The sequence below is a fragment of the Pantoea sp. EEL5 genome, from assembly GCF_049892805.1.
Lineage (GTDB): Bacteria > Pseudomonadota > Gammaproteobacteria > Enterobacterales > Enterobacteriaceae > Pantoea > Pantoea ananatis.
In genome coordinates, this window is the sequence record NZ_JBNDNJ010000001.1 from 134238 (window position 1) to 153711 (window position 19474).

Here is a 19474-nt window from a genome sequence, read left to right on the forward strand (position 1 = left end):
CTACCTGCAGGAGTAATAATGGCTAAGCGCATTTTAGTTGTGGAAGATGAAGCTCCAATCCGTGAAATGTTATGTTTCGTACTGGAACAAAACGATTATCAGCCGATTGAGGCAGAAGATTATGACAGCGCCGTCAGCAAGCTGATTGAACCCTGGCCTGACCTGATCCTGCTGGACTGGATGTTACCCGGCGGCAGCGGCATACAATTTATTAAACATCTTAAGCGTGAAGCCATGACGCGTGATATACCGGTCATGATGCTCACCGCGCGCGGCGAGGAAGAAGATCGGGTACGCGGACTGGAAGTCGGTGCCGATGACTACATCACCAAACCGTTTTCCCCGAAAGAGCTGATGGCGCGAATTAAAGCCGTTATGCGTCGTATTTCGCCGATGGCGGTAGAAGATGTGATCGAAATGCAGGGCCTGAGCCTGGATCCCTCTTCGCATCGCGTGATGTCAGAAACCACACCGCTGGAAATGGGGCCGACAGAATACAAGCTGCTGCATTTCTTTATGACCCATCCTGAACGTGTTTACAGCCGTGAGCAGTTACTCAATCATGTCTGGGGCACTAACGTCTATGTTGAAGATCGTACGGTTGACGTTCATATTCGTCGTTTACGTAAGGCGCTGGAACTGACCGGCCACGATCGCATGGTACAAACCGTACGCGGAACAGGTTATCGTTTCTCTGCCCGCTTTTAAACGGAGCTTTAACCGTGCTGGAACGCCTCTCCTGGAAGAGATTACTGTCCGAACTGGTGCTGGCGTGTCTGCCTGCGCTGGTGCTCGGCCTGCTGTTCGGCTATTTGCCGTGGCTGCTGTTACTGAGCGTAGTCGGTATTTTACTGTGGCATTTTTACAACCTGATGCGCCTGTCTCACTGGCTGTGGCTGGATCGCACGATGACGCCACCGTCCGGACAGGCCAGTTGGGAACCGCTGTTTTACGGGTTGTATCAAATGCAACTGCGCAACCGGCGGCGGCGGCGCGAATTAGGTAATCTGATTAAGCGGTTTCGCAGCGGCGCGGAGTCGCTGCCGGACGCCGTGATACTTACCACCGAAGAGGGCACTATTTTCTGGTGCAACGGCCTGGCCCAGCAGCACCTGGGGCTGCGCTGGCCAGAAGATAACGGGCAAAATATCCTTAATCTGCTGCGTTATCCTGAATTTTCTCGCTATCTGCGGCAACGTGATTTCGATAAGCCGCTTACGCTGGTGCTGAATAACCAGCACCACATGGAATTCCGTGTGATGCCCTACAGCGAAGGCCAGTGGCTGATGGTGGCTCGCGACGTAACCCAGATGCATCAGCTTGAAGGGGCACGGCGAAACTTCTTTGCCAACGTCAGCCATGAACTGCGCACGCCTTTAACGGTGCTTCAGGGCTATCTGGAAATGATGAATGACTCCGTCATGAATCAGCGCTCACGGGACAAAGCGTTGCACACGATGTCGGAGCAAACCCGGCGAATGGATAGCCTGGTCAAACAGCTCCTGACGCTGTCGCGCATCGAGGCGGCTCCGGCCATTAATCTGAAAGAAAAGGTTGATGTACCGGTTATGCTCAAACTCCTGCAGCATGAAGCTGAAACCCTGAGCGGCGGACGTCACGCCATCCATTTTCATACCGATCCTCACCTGAAAGTGTTTGGCAATGATGAACAATTACGCAGTGCTATCTCCAACCTGGTCTACAACGCGGTGAACCACACGCCCGAGGGGACGCGCATTGATATCAGCTGGCTGCGCAGCAAGCAGGGCGCGGTATTTACAGTCTGTGATAACGGCCCCGGCATTCCACCTGAGCACATCCCGCGCCTGACAGAGCGGTTTTATCGGGTGGATAAAGCGCGTTCACGTGCGACCGGCGGCAGCGGTCTTGGGCTGGCCATCGTGAAGCATGCGCTCAGCCATCACAATGCGCGGCTGGAGATCACCAGCATCCCGCACCAGGAAACCTGTTTTACCTTTACCCTGGCACCACGGTTGATTGTGACTAACGGGATGCAGGAGAATGCGGTTCATTAACTGCTGACGGACCGGAACGATGCGCCTTCTTTTTTTGCTGTTCTTTTCTCTCTTGCCTGCCTTGGTGCAGGCACAGCCTGTGATGCTTTCAGGCAATCTCAGCAGCGCAGGCTCGGACACGCTCGGCTATCTGATGACCCTGTGGGGCGATGACTTTAGCCGTCAGTCACCCGGGGTAAATGTGCAGGTTCAGGCATCGGGCTCCTCAACGGCGCCAACCGCGCTGACAGCCGGATCCGTCCAGTTAGGGGCAATGAGCCGTCCCATGCAGGCGGATGAGCGCCAGGCGTTTGAGGCGCGATACGGTTATCCTCCTTTGGCCGTGCCGGTGGCGATGGACGCGTTGGTGGTGGTGGTCAACCAGCGCAATCCGCTGACGTCCATCGATCCCCGCCAGCTTGATGCGTTGTTCTCCGTCACGCGTCTGTGTGGCGCACACCAGGTGCCCGAACGCTGGGGCGATTTGGGTCTGCATCAGGCTGAGTGGCAGCAGCGATCTATCCAGCGCTATGGCCGCAACTCGGCCTCCGGCACATGGGGATTCTTCAAGCAGCAGGCGCTGTGTCAGGGCGATTTCCGCAACGACGTGGCGGAGTTTCCCGGCTCGGCGGCGGTGGTACAGGCGGTCGCCGGTGATCCGCGCAGCATCGGTTATGCCAGCTTCGGTTTTCACCTGAGTGGGGTAAAACTGCTGCCGGTTATCACAAAAAGGGGGGAAGCCGTTGCGCCCGATCCTGAATCCATCCGCAGCGGTCGCTATCCCTGGGCACGTCCGCTCTATCTGTACGTTAATAAAGTGCCAGGTAAGCCCTTGCCGCCGTTGTTAGCCGCATTTCTGGAACAGGTTCTGTCTAGTGCAGGGCAGCAGCGCGTCATCGAGGCCGGCTATCTGCCGCTGTCTGAAACGCAAATGAACCTGGCGCGCGCCTCCCTCCGGTAAGTTTCACCGCTCGCCCACAGGCAAAGGGGTTACCGCCTTCGCCCATGTTTTCCCGTTCCTGCCGCACGGCTGGCGGGGACCTGTGCCGCATCAGGGGCATAAATTCCCGCCGATTGCCTCGGTGCAAACCTCAAGGGGAGCACAGTCAGAATCCGGCCTCGCAACATGAAATTATTTCATCTCCAGTGAATATTATTCGTTTGCACATGAGCACATCGCGTGGGAATCTACATCCAGACGTTTAGCCATCTGGAAGGCTAAAATAACATTGTGTAACTATTCCCGCCCGAAATTATCTGGCCGGTGACCAGGAGTGATCATGCAAAGACAAACCGCCCCGTTTCGCGCCGACACCGTTGGCAGCTTTCTTCGTCCCGCCGCTATTAAGCATGCCCGCGAAAAATTTCATGCGGGTGAGATCGGCGCTGATGAACTGCGCGATATTGAAAACGACGCGATTCGGGACGTGGTCGCGAAGCAGCGTGAAAATGGCCTCAAGGTCGTGACCGATGGCGAATTTCGCCGCGGCTGGTGGCATTTTGACTTTTTCTACGGTCTGAAAGGTGTTGAGCATTTTGAAGCCGAGCAGGGCATTCAGTTCAACGGCGTGCAGACGAAAGCGCACGGCGTAAAAATCACCGGCAAACTGGGTTTTGACGGGCATCCGATGCTGGATCATTTTCGTTTCCTGCAGAGCGTAGCAGGCGATGCGGTAGCCAAAATGACGATTCCCAGCCCGAGCGTGCTGCATTTTCGCGGCGGCCGAAAAGTCATCGACGCTGACGTTTACCCCGATCTCGATGTGTACTTTGACGATCTGGCACAGACCTACAAAGAGGCGATCAAAGCCTTTTACGACGCGGGCTGTCGCTACTTACAGCTGGACGATACCGTCTGGGCCTACCTTTGTTCAGACGATCAAAAGCGGGAGATCCGCGAACGTGGCGACGATCCAGACCAGCTGGCCCGCACCTACGCGCGCGTCCTGAATAAGGCGTTAGAAGGGAAACCGGCCGACCTGACCGTGGGCCTGCATGTGTGCCGTGGCAATTTCCGCTCCACCTGGATTTCTGAAGGTGGCTACGAGCCGGTGGCCGAGATCCTGTTCGGCTCCGTAAATGTGGATGCGTTTTTCCTTGAATACGACAATCATCGCTCTGGCGGATTCGAACCACTGCGGTTCATCAAGCCCGGCCATCAGCAGGCGGTGCTTGGCTTAATTACCACGAAGGTGGGTGAACTGGAAGATGCCGAACAGGTGAAAGCGCGCCTGCAGGAAGCGACCCAGTACATCAGCCTCGATCAGATTTGCCTCAGTCCGCAGTGTGGTTTTGCCTCGACGGAAGAGGGCAACAGCCTGAGCGAAGCAGAGCAGTGGCAGAAGATTCGACTGGTCGTGAACGTCGCGAATCAGGTCTGGTGATAGCGGAATGTGTGCAGCGTGGCGCAATAAATGCGCCACTTGTGCATACAAACCCGCCTTTATGCTGATATTTACCATCGCTTGTTTATTTTTAAAGCACATCATCTGATGCTGTTGCAGAGAATATTGATGTGATCCTCTAATATTGATTCAAATTGCGAAATAACCCTCTGGTTTTCCGATCCCGTATTGCCTTTCTTCGCTATAAACGTTTTACTTACCGCCGTTGTCGATTTATCCCTCTGTGAACAGAAAAAAAGCAGCTTAAATCACCTGCGCTAAACCAGACGCTGCGCATAATGCGCTGTCATCATCTGGTCGGTCGTTGTATTAACGCAGCGAGGGGGCAACGCAAACTTATCTTTCATCGCAACATCAGTGACAGGCCGTATGACACATCGTTTAACCGTTAAAGACATTCTCGCGCTGGGCTTCATGACGTTTGCCCTGTTTGTTGGTGCGGGTAACATCATCTTTCCTCCCATGGTGGGTATTCAGTCAGGCGAACATGTCTGGGTGGCCGCTATTGGTTTTCTGCTTACCGCAGTCGGTCTGCCCGTTATCACCGTGATCGCGCTTGCGCGCGTCGGCGGCGGGATTGATGCCCTGAGCACGCCCATCGGCAAAGTTGCGGGTGTGGTTCTGGCCACGGTCTGCTACCTTGCGGTAGGGCCGCTTTTTGCCACGCCGCGTACCGCCACGGTCTCATTTGAGGTGGGCATTGCTCCGCTTACCGGCGATGGCGAACTGCCGCTGTTTATCTACAGCCTGATTTACTTTGTGCTGGTGATGGTGATTTCCCTCTATCCGGGGAAATTGCTGGATACGGTCGGCCATTTTCTGGCACCGCTAAAAATTGCAGCCCTGACGCTGCTGGGCGTCGCGGCTCTGCTGTGGCCGGCGGGAGGAACGATTCCTGCGACGGCGGACTATCAGCGCGCCGCATTTTCCAGTGGTTTTGTTAACGGCTATCTCACTATGGATACGCTGGGCGCAATGGTCTTCGGCATTGTCATCGTCAACGCAGCACGTTCGCGCGGGATTGATAATGCGGCGCTGTTAACCCGTTACACGGTTTTAGCCGGGGTTATCGCCGGCATTGGTTTGACCCTGGTTTACCTTAGTCTGTTTAAACTGGGTGCAGGCAGTGGTGCATTAGTGGATCAGAATGCCAACGGTGCGGCAATTCTCCATGCTTACGTTCAGCAGACCTTTGGTGACATGGGCAGCTTCTTCCTTGCCGCCCTGATTTTTATTGCCTGTATGGTGACCGCGGTAGGCCTGACCTGTGCCTGCGCAGAGTTTTTCGCACAGTATTTGCCCTTGTCTTACAAAACGCTGGTCTTTGTACTGGGCCTGTTCTCGATGGTGGTATCGAACCTGGGGCTGAGCCATCTGATTCAGATTTCGATTCCGGTGCTGACGGCTATTTATCCGCCTTGTATCGTGCTGGTCGTGCTGAGTTTTACGCTGAACTGGTGGAATAAAAGCAGCCGTATTATCGCGCCGACTATGCTGGTCAGCCTGCTCTTTGGTATCCTTGACGCCATCAAAACCACCGGGTTTACAGCAGCGTTACCCGCATTGAGTCAGCATCTGCCGTTAGCCGACCAGGGCCTTGCCTGGTTGCCGCCATCACTGGTGATGTTGCTGATTGTGGCGCTGGTTGATCGGTTAAAAGGGGCTGAACAGGTGTCGGTTCACTCGTAACGGCTAAGATCGATTCTTCTTTAACCACGGGCTTGCCCGTGGTTTTTTCATTTCACAGGTACAGGTTGTTATGCAAGAAACCAACAAGCTCAAACGCGGACTGAGCACGCGCCACATCCGTTTTATGGCGCTGGGATCGGCGATCGGCACCGGGCTGTTCTACGGCTCGGCGGACGCCATCAAAATGGCGGGCCCCAGCGTGCTGCTGGCCTATATTATTGGCGGTGCGGTGGCGTACATCATCATGCGCGCGCTGGGGGAGATGTCGGTCAATAACCCTCAGGCCAGCTCTTTTTCCCGCTATGCGCAGGATTATCTCGGGCCAATGGCGGGTTACATCACCGGCTGGACCTACTGCTTTGAAATTTTGATCGTGGCCATTGCCGATGTCACCGCGTTCGGGATCTATATGGGCGTCTGGTTTCCGGAGGTGCCGCACTGGATCTGGGTGCTGAGCGTGGTGCTGATCATCGGCGCGGTCAATCTGATGAGCGTGAAGGTGTTTGGTGAGGTGGAGTTCTGGTTCTCTTTCTTTAAGGTCGCGACCATTATTGTGATGATTCTGGCCGGGTTTGGCATGATCGTCTGGGGGATTGGCAACGGCGGCCAACCGACCGGTATCCATAACCTGTGGACCAATGGCGGCTTTTTTGCCCACGGTATCGTTGGGATGTTGCTGTCGCTGCAGATGGTGATGTTTGCCTACGGCGGCATTGAAATCATCGGTATTACGGCGGGTGAGGCCAAAGATCCGGCAACCTCTATCCCACGCGCTATCAACTCGGTTCCGATGCGTATCCTGGTGTTTTACGTGGGCACGCTGTTTGTCATCATGTCCATTTACCCGTGGAATCAGGTCGGCACTAACGGCAGCCCGTTTGTTCTGACGTTCCAGCATCTGGGCATTGCCGCCGCCGCGTCCATCCTGAATTTTGTTGTGCTGACCGCCTCGCTGTCGGCGATAAACAGCGATGTCTTCGGCGTGGGGCGTATGTTGCACGGCATGGCTCAGCAGGGCCATGCACCCAAAATGTTTATGAAGGTCTCCAAACGCGGTATTCCCTGGGTGACGGTGGTGGTGATGATGTTCGCCATGTTGATTGCGGTGTATCTCAACTACCTGATGCCAGAAAAAGTCTTTCTGGTTATCGCCTCGCTGGCGACCTTTGCCACCGTTTGGGTCTGGATCATGATTCTGCTGTCGCAGATGGCGTTTCGACGCAAGATCGGCAAAGCGGCCGCCCGGACGTTAACCTTTGCCTTGCCCGGTGGAAGCTGGACGGCAGGCGCAGGCGTGGCGTTTTTATGTTTCATCATTGGCCTGATCGGCTATTTCCCGGATACCCGCGTTTCGCTGTATGTCGGGATGGTATGGATCGTGGTGCTGTTGCTGGGCTATAAGCTGGTGCGCAAATAACCCACGCTTGCTGTCCCGGTCCCGATATGTGCGGGGTTGGGACAGCCAATAATGACCGGCAACACAAAATAAAATCGGCGAAATGACTCGCCGAAACGGGACAGGGCAAGTGAAACAAACAGAGGGATGATTGACAAAATCATGCTAATGCAAAATGCATCCCCGTTAAATAAGTTGCCGTAAAATAAGACAAATGCCAGCGCGCGCATCAGCGTAAACGCCCGGCCTGTCTGGGTTCATTAGCCCGAAGGCGGCAAGATCATGCTGACCGGAGCCATCGCGTCGTTATCCAGGTGTTTACCCAACTGCGTCAGGGCAGCCTGCAACGGGCACAGCGTCCCGACTGCGGTGATTTGACATCCGGGCTGCCGCCACTCCTGACGTAAAAGCGGATGGCTGTCGTTCACGGGTTGTAACTGACGCAGGCCGTCCAGACTTTGTGCCTGAAAATAGAGGCGCAGGAAGCGCTGATGCGTCTTACTGTCGCGCCAGCGTTCCAGTACCAGACTGCTGCCAGGGGGGATATTGCCCCGCGTATAACCAGGCAGTTGCCATTCAAATCCCATTAAGCGGCGCACCATCGCAATGTTGGTGTCATGTGCCACCAGAAGCAGCCAGCGCACGTCAGGGTCGTTACCTTTAATGGCCTCAAGCATCTGGGACAGCAGCAGGGAACCGTGACGTTGTGCCATATAGAGCACGTCATTGCTGAGATCATAATTAGTGGTGAGCAGAGGAAGCAGAGCGGTGATCTGCCGGGCAGAGGTGATGTGTCCCCATGCCAGTTTCGCGAAAGGGAGGTTCTCGCTGTAGCCCAAACGCAACGTCTCGACCATGGCGGCCATGGCGCTAAGGCCCTCAACATAGACGCTTCCGCTTTTCGTCTGTTTCAACGCCCACGGACGATCGAAAAAGGGGCAATCGCTGCCGGGCCGGCATACCGACTGTTTAAGCAGCGTGATCGCGGGCTGAAGCTGCTGCTGACGCTGCGCTAAATCCCCGGCCGCGTCACGTTTTGCCTCTCGTTCACGTTGGGGATCGGTATGGGCAAAGGGCAGTTTCTCGGTTTGAAAGAGAGGATCGATGTCGCCGGCAACGGTATGAATCGCCACGCCACAGCCGGGAAACGCGCCATCCACCAACGCCTCGGCAGTCGCCCGCGTGCGCTGCAGCGGGCTGGCACGGACATAGATCGCCTTCGCGTCAGGGCAACCTGCGTTAAGTAAACCCAACTGGCGATAGTGGTCGCCTTCCCAGCGGGCCTTATTGACGACCGCGCTGTAGCCATGGCCCGTCAGTTCGCCGTCCGCCGTGCTCCAGACGTACCACGGCTGCTGGCTTGCCGCTTCAATCTCTGTGCGGTTACCCGGCGTCGGCGGACGTACCCCGTGTCGGCTCAGCTCCACGACTTTCTCAAGTTGGTACTCGGGGGCGGCGTACAGCGGCCCCGCCAGGAGCCAAAAAGTGCAGAGCATAAACCAATGTCGGGGCAGGTAGGCAGACATCATCAATCCTCAATTTCGTGCGTGGCGAGCAGCGCTTTAATTTGCGGATAGATTACCGCATTCGCCAGCAAAACAGGATTGCCCTTTTTCAGTCCGTCGTTGCGCATATAATCGTTAGTCACCCCACCGGCCTCGCGCATCAATACGATGCCCGGCAGGCCGTCCCACGGATGCATATGCGCTTCATAATAGCCAATCAAGCGACCTGCAGCGGCCCAGGCACTGGTTAACGCGCCGGAGCCGATGCGAATAAACATCCCGCCTTGCCTGAGCAGGGCATCGATGAGCTGCGTCACGTGCTCTCCGGGAATCCGACTGGAATTACTGATTCCCAGCAGGCCCTCATTAAGCTGTTGGGCTTTATGCACCTCAAGTCGGGTATCGTTGAGCCAGGCACCACTGCCTTTGCGGGCATGAAACAGTTCGTGATGATTGGGATCGCAAATCACGCCCACGACGGGCTCACCGTCGCAAACAATTGCCAGCGATACGCACCAGTTATGCAACCCGTTCACAAAACAGGCGGTGCCATCGATGGGATCGATCACCCATACAATACGGGCACCCTCAGTGTCACCGCCGCTCTCTTCTCCCAGAACGGCATCATCAGGATAGCGCTCCGAAATCAGTGACTTAATTAATTCTTCAACGTTGCGGTCAGCGTCACTGACCACATCCTGAAGGTCCCTCTTATGTTCCACCACCAGTTTTTGACGCTGTTGATACCATGACCAGGCGCGGCTTGCGGCCGCACGGGCGATTTCGCAGGCGTAATGATAGCGCGCGTCAATCTCAGAATGCGAAGCGGATGACATGTTTCCCTCTTATGATTTTTAAAACATATCGGATAAAGGAAGCGCCTGAACAGGCGGTCTGACAGTGAGAGCATCGTGAATCATAGTTAAGCAAGACTTATTAAGCCGCAGACCGGAACCAATGGCAATACGGCCGTGCTACTGACTGCGCGCTTTTTCAGCGTTACAGGTTTGTGGTGCGATGAAATGCGCTCACAAACCTGACGCCGTCAGGGGAAGGTTACAACTGTTGATTGGCTGCCAGCTGCATCAGACGCGGATAAAACTGAAAAAAGCAGGCCTCAAACGCGGAGTAATGCGCCGTAAAATCGTGATAAGAGTCGCGCAGGGCGGCCAGCCTGGGGCGACGGCTCGCCATGCCATTCAGTACCCGTTCGAGACGTTCCGGGTCGGCGTAATGTTCGAACCAGCGTTCACGCCACATTACGGCATTGAGCGCTTTAAATTCGTCGGGTGTGGCAGCCAGCTGCGGAACAATTTCGCTTTCGGCGTGGGCCGAAAATTGTTGTAGCGAGTGCGCCTGATGGAAGCGATCCCAGTGACGCGCCAGAAAATGGTCCCAAACGACATCCAGCGTAATGGGCGCAACGCGGTAGGTTTCTGCCCGAAAAAGCTGGCGTGCCTCACGCACTTCCGGCAGGGCATCGGTCATGACATCAAGCCGGCGATGCATCAGAATGCCGTCGGCCACCGGTTTGGGCCAGTGTTGATGCGGCGCACCGCGAACAAAATCCGCCATCAGATTGCCGAGGAGTGAGCTGTCTGCAAGATGGGCTAAGTGAAGATGAGCAAGAAAATTCATGCGCTATTATAAGCGCAACTCGCTTTGCGCAGCCAGTTGTTCAGAATTGTTCGATTTTCCGCTAAACTGTGCCGCCTGTTTTTCTGAGTAAGAAGTCTTTCATGCGTGTCGCCGATTTTGCTTTTGAATTGCCCGAATCCCTTATCGCCCATTACCCTCAGGCGCAGCGTAGCGGTTGTCGCTTGCTGTCGCTGGACGGCCCGAGCGGGGCGCTGGCCCATGGCGTTTTTACCGATGTACTGGACAAGCTTCAGCCTGGCGATCTGCTGGTGTTTAACAACACGCGTGTGATCCCGGCCCGGGTGTTCGGGCGTAAAGCAAGCGGCGGCAAAATTGAAATGCTGGTCGAGCGCATGCTTGATGACAAGCGCGTGCTGGCACACGTTCGGGCGTCCAAAGCGCCGAAGCCTGGCGCAGAATTACTGCTGGGCGACGATGAGAGCGTGAAAGCCACGATGGTCGCGCGTCACGATGCGCTGTTCGAGATTGCATTCGAAGACGATCGTGCCGTGCTGGACATTCTCAACAGCGTAGGCCATATGCCGCTGCCGCCGTACATTGACCGCCCGGATGAAGAGGCGGATCGCGAGCTTTACCAGACGGTCTACAGCGCGCGCCCTGGCGCCGTGGCGGCACCGACCGCCGGCCTGCACTTTGACGAACCCTTAATTCAGGCGCTAAAAGACAAAGGCGTTGAGATGGCTTTTGTCACCTTGCACGTTGGGGCAGGGACGTTCCAGCCGGTACGCGTAGAGACGATTGAAGAGCACCATATGCACGCCGAATATGCGGAAGTGCCGCAGGAGGTGGTGGATGCGGTGCTGGCCTGCAAAGCGCGCGGCAACAAGGTGGTGGCGGTAGGCACCACCTCGGTACGCTCGCTGGAAAGCGCAGCCAAAGCCAGTCAGGATGCGCTGATTGCGCCATTCTTTGATGACACCCAAATCTTTATCTATCCGGGCTATGAGTATCAGGTAATTGATGCGCTGATCACCAATTTCCACTTGCCCGAATCGACGTTGATCATGCTGGTCTCGGCCTTTGCCGGTTATCAGCACACGATGGCTGCTTATCGTGCGGCGGTGGCGGAAGAATACCGTTTCTTCAGCTACGGCGACGCGATGTTTATCAGCAAAAACCCCCAGGCGCCGCTGGAAAAAGTGGGCGCCTGATCTGTTTACTTTGAACATCGGACTGTTTCTCCGATGGAGGTCTTGTGAAATTTGAGCTTGATACCACAGACGGTCGCGCGCGTCGCGGTCGTCTGATTTTCGATCGTGGCGTGGTGGAAACCCCGGCCTTTATGCCCGTGGGCACCTATGGCACCGTGAAGGGCATGACGCCGGAAGAAGTGCAGGAAACCGGCGCGCAAATTATTTTGGGCAACACCTTCCACCTCTGGCTGCGTCCCGGCCAGGAAATCATGAAGCTGCACGGCGATTTGCATGATTTTATGCAGTGGAAAGGCCCTATTCTGACCGATTCCGGCGGCTTCCAGGTCTTCAGCCTGGGCGATATTCGTAAGATCACCGAAGCCGGCGTCCATTTCCGCAACCCGATCAACGGCAATTCTATCTTCCTCGATCCGGAAAAATCGATGGAGATCCAGTACGACCTGGGATCGGACATCGTGATGATCTTTGATGAGTGCACGCCGTACCCGGCGGACTGGGATTATGCCAAGCGCTCCATGGAGATGTCTCTGCGCTGGGCACAACGCAGTCGCGACCGTTTTGACAGCCTGGGTAACAAAAATGCGCTGTTTGGCATTATTCAGGGTTCGGTTTACGAAGATTTACGTGATGTCTCTGTGAAAGGTCTGGTAGAGATCGGCTTTGATGGGTACGCTGTGGGCGGCCTGGCGGTCGGTGAACCGAAAGAGGATATGCACCGTATCCTTGAGCATGTTTGCCCGCAGATCCCAGCGGATAAACCGCGTTACCTGATGGGCGTGGGTAAACCTGAGGATCTGGTTGAGGGCGTACGTCGCGGCGTGGATATGTTTGACTGCGTCATGCCAACGCGCAATGCGCGCAATGGCCACTTATTTGTGACCGATGGCGTGGTAAAAATTCGCAATGCCAAGCATAAAGATGATGTTTCACCGCTGGATGCAGAGTGCGATTGTTACACCTGTCGCAATTACAGCCGCGCGTACTTGCATCATCTTGATCGCTGTAACGAAATACTGGGCGCGCGTCTCAACACGATTCATAACCTGCGCTACTACCAGCGTCTGATGGCGGGTTTACGCCAGGCTATCGAAGAGGGTAAATTAGAGCGCTTTGTTAGCGAGTTCTACCAACGGACGGGCAAAGCGGTTCCGCCTTTAACGTCTGATAATTCATCAATGAGGGAAATTTAATGAGCTTTTTCATTTCTGACGCTGTGGCTGCAGCAGGCGCACCGTCTCAGGGAAGTCCGTATTCTCTGGTGATCATGCTGGTCGTCTTCGGCCTGATCTTTTACTTCATGATCCTGCGCCCGCAGCAGAAGCGTGCAAAAGAGCATAAGAAGCTGATGGATTCTATCTCCAAAGGTGATGAAGTCCTGACGAATGGTGGCCTGGTGGGTCGCGTAACCAAAGTGGCAGAAACCGGCTACATTGCGATTGCGCTGAACGACACTACTGAAGTGGTTATTAAACGTGATTTCGTGGCTGCCGTCCTGCCGAAAGGTTCTATGAAGGCGCTGTAATTTTTACTTCCCTAAGGGAACTGCCGTGTTAAATCGTTATCCTTTGTGGAAGTACATAATGCTGGTCGTGGTGCTTGTCATTGGCCTGGTGTATGCACTTCCCAACCTTTATGGTGAGGATCCGGCTGTTCAGATCACTGGCGCGCGCGGAAGCGCCGCCAGTGAGCAAACGTTGGATCAAATTCAGAACGTATTAAAACAAGACAATATTCAAAGTAAGTCTGTTGCGCTGGAAAATGGCGCGATTACCGCGCGTTTTGCCAATACGGATGTGCAACTGCGTGCCCGCGAAGCGATCATGAAAGCGCTGGGCGAAAACTATGTGGTCGCGCTTAACCTTGCACCGGCCACGCCGCGCTGGCTGACGCTGCTGGCGGCACAGCCCATGAAGCTTGGCCTCGATCTGCGTGGTGGTGTGCACTTCCTGATGGAAGTGGATATGGACACTGCCCTGAGCAAACTGCAAGAGCAGAATGCTGACAGCCTGCGCAGCGACCTGCGCGAAAAGAATATCCCTTATACCAACGTCAACAAGATTGCTAACTACGGCGTGGAAATTCGTTTCCGTGACGCAGCCAGCCGCGATGCTGCGGTTAAGTGGCTATCCTCGCGTCATCAGGATCTCGTCATTAACAGCAGTGGCGATGATGCCCTGCGCGCCACCATGACCGATGCCCGCCTCAGCGAAGCACGTGAATATGCAGTTCAGCAGAACATTACTATCCTGCGTAACCGTGTAAACCAACTGGGTGTTGCAGAACCGCTGGTACAGCGTCAGGGTTCTGACCGCATCGTGGTTGAACTGCCAGGTATTCAGGACACCGCGCGCGCCAAAGAAATTTTAGGTGCGACGGCGACGCTGGAATTCCGTCTGGTTAACACCAGCGTGGATCCTACCGCCGCCGCCAGCGGCCGTGTACCGGGTGATTCTGAAGTGAAAGACATGCGTGATGGACGCCCTGTGGTGCTCTATAAACGCGTGATCCTGACCGGTGACCACATTACCGATTCCACATCCAGCATGGATGAGTACAACCAGCCTCAGGTGAACATTTCACTGGACGGCGCGGGCGGTAATATCATGTCTAACTTCACCAAGGACAACATCGGTAAGCCGATGGCGACCCTGTTTGTGGAGTACAAAGACAGCGGCAAGAAAGATGCTAACGGTCGTGCCATTCTGGTGAAACAGGAAGAGGTGATCAACGTCGCCAATATCCAGTCTCGCCTGGGTAACAGCTTCCGCATCACCGGTATCAGTAACCCGAACGAAGCACGTCAGCTGTCGCTGCTGCTGCGTGCCGGTGCGCTGATTGCGCCTATCCAGATTGTGGAAGAGCGGACTATTGGTCCAACGATGGGGCAGCAGAACATTACTCAGGGTCTGGAAGCCTGCCTGTGGGGCCTGGTCGCCTCTATCCTGTTTATGGTGCTGTACTACAAAAAGGTGGGCCTGATTGCCACCAGCGCACTGCTGGCAAACCTGGTACTGATTGTCGGTATCATGTCACTGCTGCCGGGCGCCACGCTGACGATGCCTGGCATTGCCGGTATCGTGCTGACGCTGGCGGTGGCAGTCGATGCCAACGTACTGATCAACGAGCGTATTAAAGAAGAACTGCGTAACGGGCGTAGCGTGCAGCAGGCAATTCATGAGGGCTACAAAGGCGCCTTCTCCAGTATTGTCGATGCTAACGTCACCACCCTGATCAAAGTGGTGATTCTGTATGCGATCGGTACGGGTTCCATTAAGGGCTTTGCGATTACAACGGCTATTGGTATTGCGACCTCAATGTTCACATCGATTGTCGGTACCCGCGCCATCATTAACCTGATGTACGGTGGCAAGCGCATCAAAAAGCTGTCTATCTGAGGAGTGCGTTGTGGCACAGGAATATAACATTGAGCAGTTAAACCATGGCCGTAAAGTCGTCGACTTTATGCGCTGGGATACGCTGGCATTTATCATTTCGGGACTGTTAATCATCATCTCGATTGCCATTGTTGGCGTACGTGGTTTTAACTGGGGTCTCGATTTCACCGGCGGTACGGTGATTGAGATCAACCTGGAAAAACCCGCTGACCTTGACACGATCCGTGCCGAGCTGGTCAAGGCGGGCTTTCAGGAGCCGCTGATCCAGAACTTTGGTAGCAGCCGCGACGTGATGGTGCGTATGCCGCCTGTCACGGGGCCTGCAGGCACAGAGTTAGGCAACAAAGTAGTCACGGTGATTAACCAGACCACCCAGCAAAACGCCACGGTAAAACGTATCGAGTTTGTTGGACCGAGCGTGGGTAGCGATCTGGCGCAGGCCGGAGCGTTGGCTCTGCTGTCGGCACTGATTGCGATCCTGATCTACATCGGTATTCGCTTTGAGTGGCGCCTGGCGCTGGGTACGGTGCTGGCGCTGGCGCACGACGTGATCATCACCTGTGGACTGCTGTCGCTGTTCCGGGTTGAAGTCGACCTCACCATCGTGGCCTCGCTGATGTCGGTTATCGGTTACTCGCTTAACGATAAAATCGTGGTTTCGGACCGTATTCGTGAGAACTTCCGCAAAATTCGTCGCGGCTCTTCTTACGACATTACCAACGTGTCCCTGACCCAGACGTTGAGCCGTACCTTGATCACCTCGCTGACGACGCTGGCGATGATCCTGATCCTGTTCATCTTTGGTGGTGCGCTGCTGAAAGGCTTCTCGCTGACCATGCTGATCGGTGTCACCATTGGTACGATTTCGTCGATCTACGTCTCTTCAGCGCTGGCGTTGAAGCTGGGCATGAAACGCGAACACATGCTGGTACAGAAAGTGGAGAAAGAGGGCGCAGATCAGCCTTCAATCCTGCCGTAATTGTTGCATGATAAAAAAGCCGCCAGTTCAGACAACTGGCGGCTTTTTTTTGTCTTTATGGTGTGGGTACAGCCGTTTTGGCCAGTACCTGATGAATCCGCACATAGCCAAGCTGGTCCGGCGTAATACCGCCCAGGCGCAACGGCACAATGACCGAACTGCGTGGCGTCAGCGAGGCGGGAATCCGGATGGTTTGCGTCAGGCTGTCGGCCTCAAGCGGTTTACCGGTCGCGGGATCGAGCTGGCCCCAGACTACGGTAGCCTCCAGCCCCGGCAGCGGCGTATTATCCCGCGTCTGTAGGGTCAGGTTAGCGCGTGAGCCGTTGGCTTCAGCCTCAACACGCGATAAAGACAAGCGAAGCGTGCCGGCCTGGGTTTGTAATTCAACGGGCGTATTGGCCTGAGGTAATAACCAGGCACCCTGCTGCGAATGTCCGTTAAGCTGCCCCTGAATCTCCACCGCGCTTGCCTGGCTGGTAAGCCGCTGCATCTGCTGGTTCAACTGACTAACTTCCTGATGAAGTTGTTTAACCTGTGGCTGCCCGGCCGTTGTGCTGCAACCGCTCAACAGCATCAGTGAGAGGGCGGCGGGGGCCCAAACCATCCTGATCATTATTTATCCTTATCCGTTATAAAGAAATGGCCAGAAACTGTCCGGGTGAAGGTTATCCGGTGTGGCTTCTGTGTTTCATTAATATTCATGGCATGGCTCTGTCCGGTTTCGCCTGGGTAACCTGAAAGGGCCAACAGCACGTTATCTTCCAGGTTAGCGATGTCGTCAAGCCTGTCCTGAGCGGCCAGACGGCGGTTTGTTCGTTAACGGAATTGTCTGAACGGCAGGGGAGCCGAGTCAGCCTTCTCCCGTTGTCCCGCTCAGGCAAAGGCTGCTGCCGTAATGCGCTGAAGCTGTTACGGCCCGTTCACGCGTTCCTGCTTGTGTGCCGGTGTCTCTGGTGAGGGAGGCTGGCGGTCTGCTCACCACATCCCGTCTGCGGCTCTCTAAGTGTCGTACTGTTTAACGTCGCTGGCCTGTTGCCCGCTCAGGCTGTGAGGCAGGCAGGGGAAAGCACGGGAATCGATTTTGTTGACCTGCAGTTCGCGCTACACTGTATAACCCATTTATCTCGTGTCAGGAAACGTCATGCATTGCCCATTCTGCTCCGCTGTAGACACTAAAGTGATTGATTCTCGTCTGGTTAGTGAGGGTTCGTCAGTGCGGCGCCGTCGTCAATGTCTGGTGTGCCATGAGCGTTTCACTACGTTTGAAGTGGCTGAACTGGTGATGCCGCGCGTGGTGAAAAGCAACGACGTGCGTGAGCCTTTCAATGAAGACAAGCTGGCCAGCGGCATGATGAAAGCGCTGGAGAAGCGTCCGGTCAGTGCGGATGCCGTTGAGAGTGCGGTAAGCCATATTAAAACCCAACTGCGGGCGACAGGAGAACGTGAAATCCCCAGCAAGCTGATTGGCAACCTGGTGATGGACGAGCTGAAGAAGCTCGATAAGGTAGCCTATATCCGCTTTGCTTCTGTTTACCGCAGCTTTGAGGACGTGCGTGATTTTGGCGAAGAGATTGCCAGATTACAGGATTAAATCATGACCGATGAACGCTATATGGCGCGCGCGCTGGAGTTGGCGCGCCGCGGCCGTTTTACCACCACACCCAATCCCAATGTAGGCTGCGTCATTGTGCGTGACGGTCAGATTGTTGGGGAAGGCTGGCATCAGCGCGCCGGGGAACCGCATGCGGAAGTGCACGCGTTACGTATGGCGGGGGATCGCGCACGTGGCGCAACCGCCTATGTGACGCTGGAACCCTGCAGTCACCACGGGCGCACGCCGCCCTGTTGTGATGCATTAATTGCCGCAGGTGTAACCCGCGTGGTGGCGGCCATGCAGGATCCCAATCCGCAGGTAGCCGGACGGGGATTACACCGCCTGCATCAGGCGGGCATTGAGGTCAGCCACGGGCTGATGATGCAGGAAGCGGAAGCCCTGAACCGTGGTTTTCTGAAACGCATGCGTACCGGCTTTCCCTGGATACAGTTAAAACTGGGTGCCTCGCTGGACGGCCGCACCGCCATGGCCAGTGGGGAAAGCCAGTGGATCACCTCGCCGGCGGCCCGGCGCGACGTGCAGCGGCTGCGCGCCCAGAGTTCCGCCATCCTCAGCAGCAGTGCAACCGTACTGGCGGATAATCCCTCGTTAACGGTGCGCTGGTCAGAACTGGACAGCGAAAGTCAGCGCCTGGTGGATGAAGCCGAGCTACGTCAGCCGGTAAGAGTGATCGTCGATAGCCAGAATCGCGTAACGCCGGACCACAAACTTATTGAACAATTAGGCGAAACCTGGCTGATGCGCCAGCAGGTCGACGATCGGCACTGGCCGGAAACGGTGACGCAGATTCCTGTTCCACTGCGCGACAGCCAGCTGGATTTAGTGGCGCTGATGATGGTGCTGGGCCAGCGGCAGATTAACAGCGTCTGGGTGGAAGCCGGTGCGACGCTCGCCGGCGCGCTCATTCAGGCCGGGCTGGTGGATGAGCTGATTGTGTATGTTGCGCCGAAATTACTGGGCAATGACGCGCGTGGCCTGTGCCAGCTTGCGGGGTTAACGCAGTTGGCCGATGCACCGGTCTTTGCCTTTCGCGATATCCGTCAGGTCGGCGATGATGTGCGCCTGACGCTGACACCGCAATAACGGAGGCGGAAAAGCGAGAGCACGCCGCCAAAGAGTATGTTAGAATCCGCCCCCCTGCGCGGGGCCAAACAAACCCCTGAAAGGATATGTATGAAAGTTATCGAAGCTGCCGTTGCAACGCCTGAGGCAAACATTGCCATCGTTATCGCGCGTTTTAACAACTTTATCAATGACAGCCTGTTAGACGGCGCGGTTGATGCCCTGAAGCGCATTGGCCAGGTCAGCGATGACAATATCACCGTTGTCTGGGTTCCAGGCGCTTATGAACTGCCGCTGGCAGCCCGTGCGCTGACCAAAACCGGCAAGTACGACGCCGTGATCGCGCTGGGTACCGTAATTCGTGGTGGCACTGCTCACTTCGAATATGTCGCAGGTGAAGCCAGCTCCGGTATTGCCAGCGTTGCCATGGACAGTGATATTCCGGTGGCATTCGGCGTACTGACGACTGAAAATATCGAGCAGGCCATTGAGCGTGCTGGAACGAAAGCGGGTAATAAAGGTGCCGAAGCGGCCCTGACCGCGCTTGAAATGATCAACGTATTGAAAGCCATTAAAGCCTGATTTTTGTAAGGGGAATTT

At 55.6% G+C, this 19474-nt stretch carries 18 protein-coding genes; 14 read left to right on the top strand and 4 right to left on the bottom strand.

Annotated elements, in window-relative coordinates; genetic code table 11:
- Positions 1-18: 18 nt before the first annotated feature.
- From phoB to proY, 6 genes are all read left to right on the top strand, one after another.
- A complete protein-coding gene (gene phoB / locus ACPXSQ_RS00640; protein ID WP_014606457.1) occupies positions 19-708 on the top strand; it encodes a phosphate response regulator transcription factor PhoB in 690 nt (229 codons plus the stop codon).
- A gap of 14 nt (positions 709-722) precedes the next feature.
- Positions 723-2036 carry a phosphate regulon sensor histidine kinase PhoR gene (phoR, locus tag ACPXSQ_RS00645; RefSeq protein WP_013024845.1) on the top strand — a complete coding sequence of 438 codons (1314 nt, stop codon included), beginning with the start codon at positions 723-725 and terminating at the stop codon, positions 2034-2036.
- Positions 2037-2055: 19 nt separating this feature from the next.
- A complete protein-coding gene (locus ACPXSQ_RS00650; RefSeq protein WP_022622670.1) occupies positions 2056-2976 on the top strand; it encodes a PstS family phosphate ABC transporter substrate-binding protein in 921 nt (306 codons plus the stop codon).
- A 319-nt stretch (positions 2977-3295) separates the two neighbouring features.
- Entirely contained in the window at positions 3296-4399 is a 1104-nt protein-coding gene (locus tag ACPXSQ_RS00655) for a cobalamin-independent methionine synthase II family protein (protein ID WP_013024847.1), read from the top strand.
- A gap of 390 nt (positions 4400-4789) precedes the next feature.
- On the top strand, positions 4790-6109 hold the full coding sequence (gene brnQ / locus ACPXSQ_RS00660; RefSeq protein WP_014593055.1) for a branched-chain amino acid transport system II carrier protein: 1320 nt from the start codon (positions 4790-4792) through the stop codon (positions 6107-6109).
- Between the two features lie 70 nt (positions 6110-6179).
- A complete protein-coding gene (proY, locus tag ACPXSQ_RS00665) occupies positions 6180-7526 on the top strand; it encodes a proline-specific permease ProY (protein WP_013024849.1) in 1347 nt (448 codons plus the stop codon).
- A 239-nt stretch (positions 7527-7765) separates the two neighbouring features.
- On the opposite strand, the gene ACPXSQ_RS00670 is transcribed toward proY, so the two are convergent.
- The 3 genes from ACPXSQ_RS00670 to ACPXSQ_RS00680 form a co-directional block, all read right to left on the bottom strand.
- A complete protein-coding gene (locus ACPXSQ_RS00670; RefSeq protein WP_014593057.1) occupies positions 7766-9034 on the bottom strand; it encodes a histidine-type phosphatase in 1269 nt (422 codons plus the stop codon).
- On the bottom strand, positions 9034-9846 hold the full coding sequence (locus ACPXSQ_RS00675; RefSeq protein ID WP_024472071.1) for an inositol monophosphatase family protein: 813 nt from the start codon (positions 9844-9846) through the stop codon (positions 9034-9036). Before ACPXSQ_RS00675 ends, ACPXSQ_RS00670 begins: the two co-directional genes overlap by 1 nt.
- A gap of 220 nt (positions 9847-10066) precedes the next feature.
- Positions 10067-10648 carry an ACP phosphodiesterase gene (locus ACPXSQ_RS00680; protein WP_013024852.1) on the bottom strand — a complete coding sequence of 194 codons (582 nt, stop codon included), beginning with the start codon at positions 10646-10648 and terminating at the stop codon, positions 10067-10069.
- Positions 10649-10749: 101 nt separating this feature from the next.
- On the opposite strand from ACPXSQ_RS00680, the gene queA reads away from it, so the two are divergent.
- Genes queA through secF form a run of 5 tightly spaced genes read left to right on the top strand, consistent with a single transcriptional unit; the run spans position 10750 to position 16197 of the window.
- Positions 10750-11820, top strand: a complete 1071-nt coding sequence (queA, locus tag ACPXSQ_RS00685; protein ID WP_014593059.1) for a tRNA preQ1(34) S-adenosylmethionine ribosyltransferase-isomerase QueA — start codon at positions 10750-10752, stop codon at positions 11818-11820.
- A 44-nt stretch (positions 11821-11864) separates the two neighbouring features.
- Positions 11865-13013, top strand: a complete 1149-nt coding sequence (gene tgt, locus ACPXSQ_RS00690; RefSeq protein WP_104933206.1) for a tRNA guanosine(34) transglycosylase Tgt — start codon at positions 11865-11867, stop codon at positions 13011-13013.
- Positions 13013-13345 (top strand): preprotein translocase subunit YajC, encoded by a 333-nt coding sequence (gene yajC / locus ACPXSQ_RS00695; RefSeq protein ID WP_006117993.1) that lies wholly within the window; start codon positions 13013-13015, stop codon positions 13343-13345. Before tgt ends, yajC begins: the two co-directional genes overlap by 1 nt.
- Before the next feature lie 25 nt (positions 13346-13370).
- Positions 13371-15218 carry a protein translocase subunit SecD gene (gene secD, locus ACPXSQ_RS00700; protein WP_013024855.1) on the top strand — a complete coding sequence of 616 codons (1848 nt, stop codon included), beginning with the start codon at positions 13371-13373 and terminating at the stop codon, positions 15216-15218.
- A gap of 10 nt (positions 15219-15228) precedes the next feature.
- Positions 15229-16197, top strand: a complete 969-nt coding sequence (gene secF, locus ACPXSQ_RS00705; RefSeq protein ID WP_014606451.1) for a protein translocase subunit SecF — start codon at positions 15229-15231, stop codon at positions 16195-16197.
- Between the two features lie 55 nt (positions 16198-16252).
- On the opposite strand, the gene ACPXSQ_RS00710 is transcribed toward secF, so the two are convergent.
- Positions 16253-16810, bottom strand: a complete 558-nt coding sequence (locus ACPXSQ_RS00710) for a DUF3251 domain-containing protein (RefSeq protein ID WP_013024857.1) — start codon at positions 16808-16810, stop codon at positions 16253-16255.
- Positions 16811-17338: 528 nt separating this feature from the next.
- Between ACPXSQ_RS00710 and nrdR the strand changes: the two genes are divergently transcribed.
- From nrdR to ribH, 3 genes are all read left to right on the top strand, one after another.
- Positions 17339-17788, top strand: coding sequence for a transcriptional regulator NrdR (nrdR, locus tag ACPXSQ_RS00715; RefSeq protein ID WP_006117986.1), 450 nt, complete (start codon positions 17339-17341; stop codon positions 17786-17788).
- A 3-nt stretch (positions 17789-17791) separates the two neighbouring features.
- The gene (gene ribD / locus ACPXSQ_RS00720; RefSeq protein WP_014593063.1) at positions 17792-18895 is read left to right on the top strand and encodes a bifunctional diaminohydroxyphosphoribosylaminopyrimidine deaminase/5-amino-6-(5-phosphoribosylamino)uracil reductase RibD; all 1104 of its coding nucleotides are present in this window, start codon (positions 17792-17794) and stop codon (positions 18893-18895) included.
- A gap of 90 nt (positions 18896-18985) precedes the next feature.
- Positions 18986-19456 carry a 6,7-dimethyl-8-ribityllumazine synthase gene (gene ribH / locus ACPXSQ_RS00725; RefSeq protein WP_014593064.1) on the top strand — a complete coding sequence of 157 codons (471 nt, stop codon included), beginning with the start codon at positions 18986-18988 and terminating at the stop codon, positions 19454-19456.
- The last annotated feature ends 18 nt before the right edge of the window (positions 19457-19474 follow it).

Excerpts from the sequence above, each read along its gene's own strand:
- brnQ (WP_014593055.1), top strand. The coding sequence starts at position 4,790 with ATGACACATCGTTTAACCGTTAAAGACATTCTCGCGCTGGGCTTCATG.
- ACPXSQ_RS00675 (WP_024472071.1), bottom strand. The coding sequence starts at position 9,846 with ATGTCATCCGCTTCGCATTCTGAGATTGACGCGCGCTATCATTACGCC.
- phoB (WP_014606457.1), top strand. The coding sequence starts at position 19 with ATGGCTAAGCGCATTTTAGTTGTGGAAGATGAAGCTCCAATCCGTGAA.
- ACPXSQ_RS00655 (WP_013024847.1), top strand. The coding sequence starts at position 3,296 with ATGCAAAGACAAACCGCCCCGTTTCGCGCCGACACCGTTGGCAGCTTT.
- queA (WP_014593059.1), top strand. The coding sequence starts at position 10,750 with ATGCGTGTCGCCGATTTTGCTTTTGAATTGCCCGAATCCCTTATCGCC.
- proY (WP_013024849.1), top strand. The coding sequence starts at position 6,180 with ATGCAAGAAACCAACAAGCTCAAACGCGGACTGAGCACGCGCCACATC.
- ACPXSQ_RS00650 (WP_022622670.1), top strand. The coding sequence starts at position 2,056 with ATGCGCCTTCTTTTTTTGCTGTTCTTTTCTCTCTTGCCTGCCTTGGTG.
- nrdR (WP_006117986.1), top strand. The coding sequence starts at position 17,339 with ATGCATTGCCCATTCTGCTCCGCTGTAGACACTAAAGTGATTGATTCT.
- ACPXSQ_RS00680 (WP_013024852.1), bottom strand. The coding sequence starts at position 10,648 with ATGAATTTTCTTGCTCATCTTCACTTAGCCCATCTTGCAGACAGCTCA.
- ACPXSQ_RS00670 (WP_014593057.1), bottom strand. The coding sequence starts at position 9,034 with ATGATGTCTGCCTACCTGCCCCGACATTGGTTTATGCTCTGCACTTTT.
- ribD (WP_014593063.1), top strand. The coding sequence starts at position 17,792 with ATGACCGATGAACGCTATATGGCGCGCGCGCTGGAGTTGGCGCGCCGC.
- yajC (WP_006117993.1), top strand. The coding sequence starts at position 13,013 with ATGAGCTTTTTCATTTCTGACGCTGTGGCTGCAGCAGGCGCACCGTCT.
- ribH (WP_014593064.1), top strand. The coding sequence starts at position 18,986 with ATGAAAGTTATCGAAGCTGCCGTTGCAACGCCTGAGGCAAACATTGCC.
- ACPXSQ_RS00710 (WP_013024857.1), bottom strand. The coding sequence starts at position 16,810 with ATGATCAGGATGGTTTGGGCCCCCGCCGCCCTCTCACTGATGCTGTTG.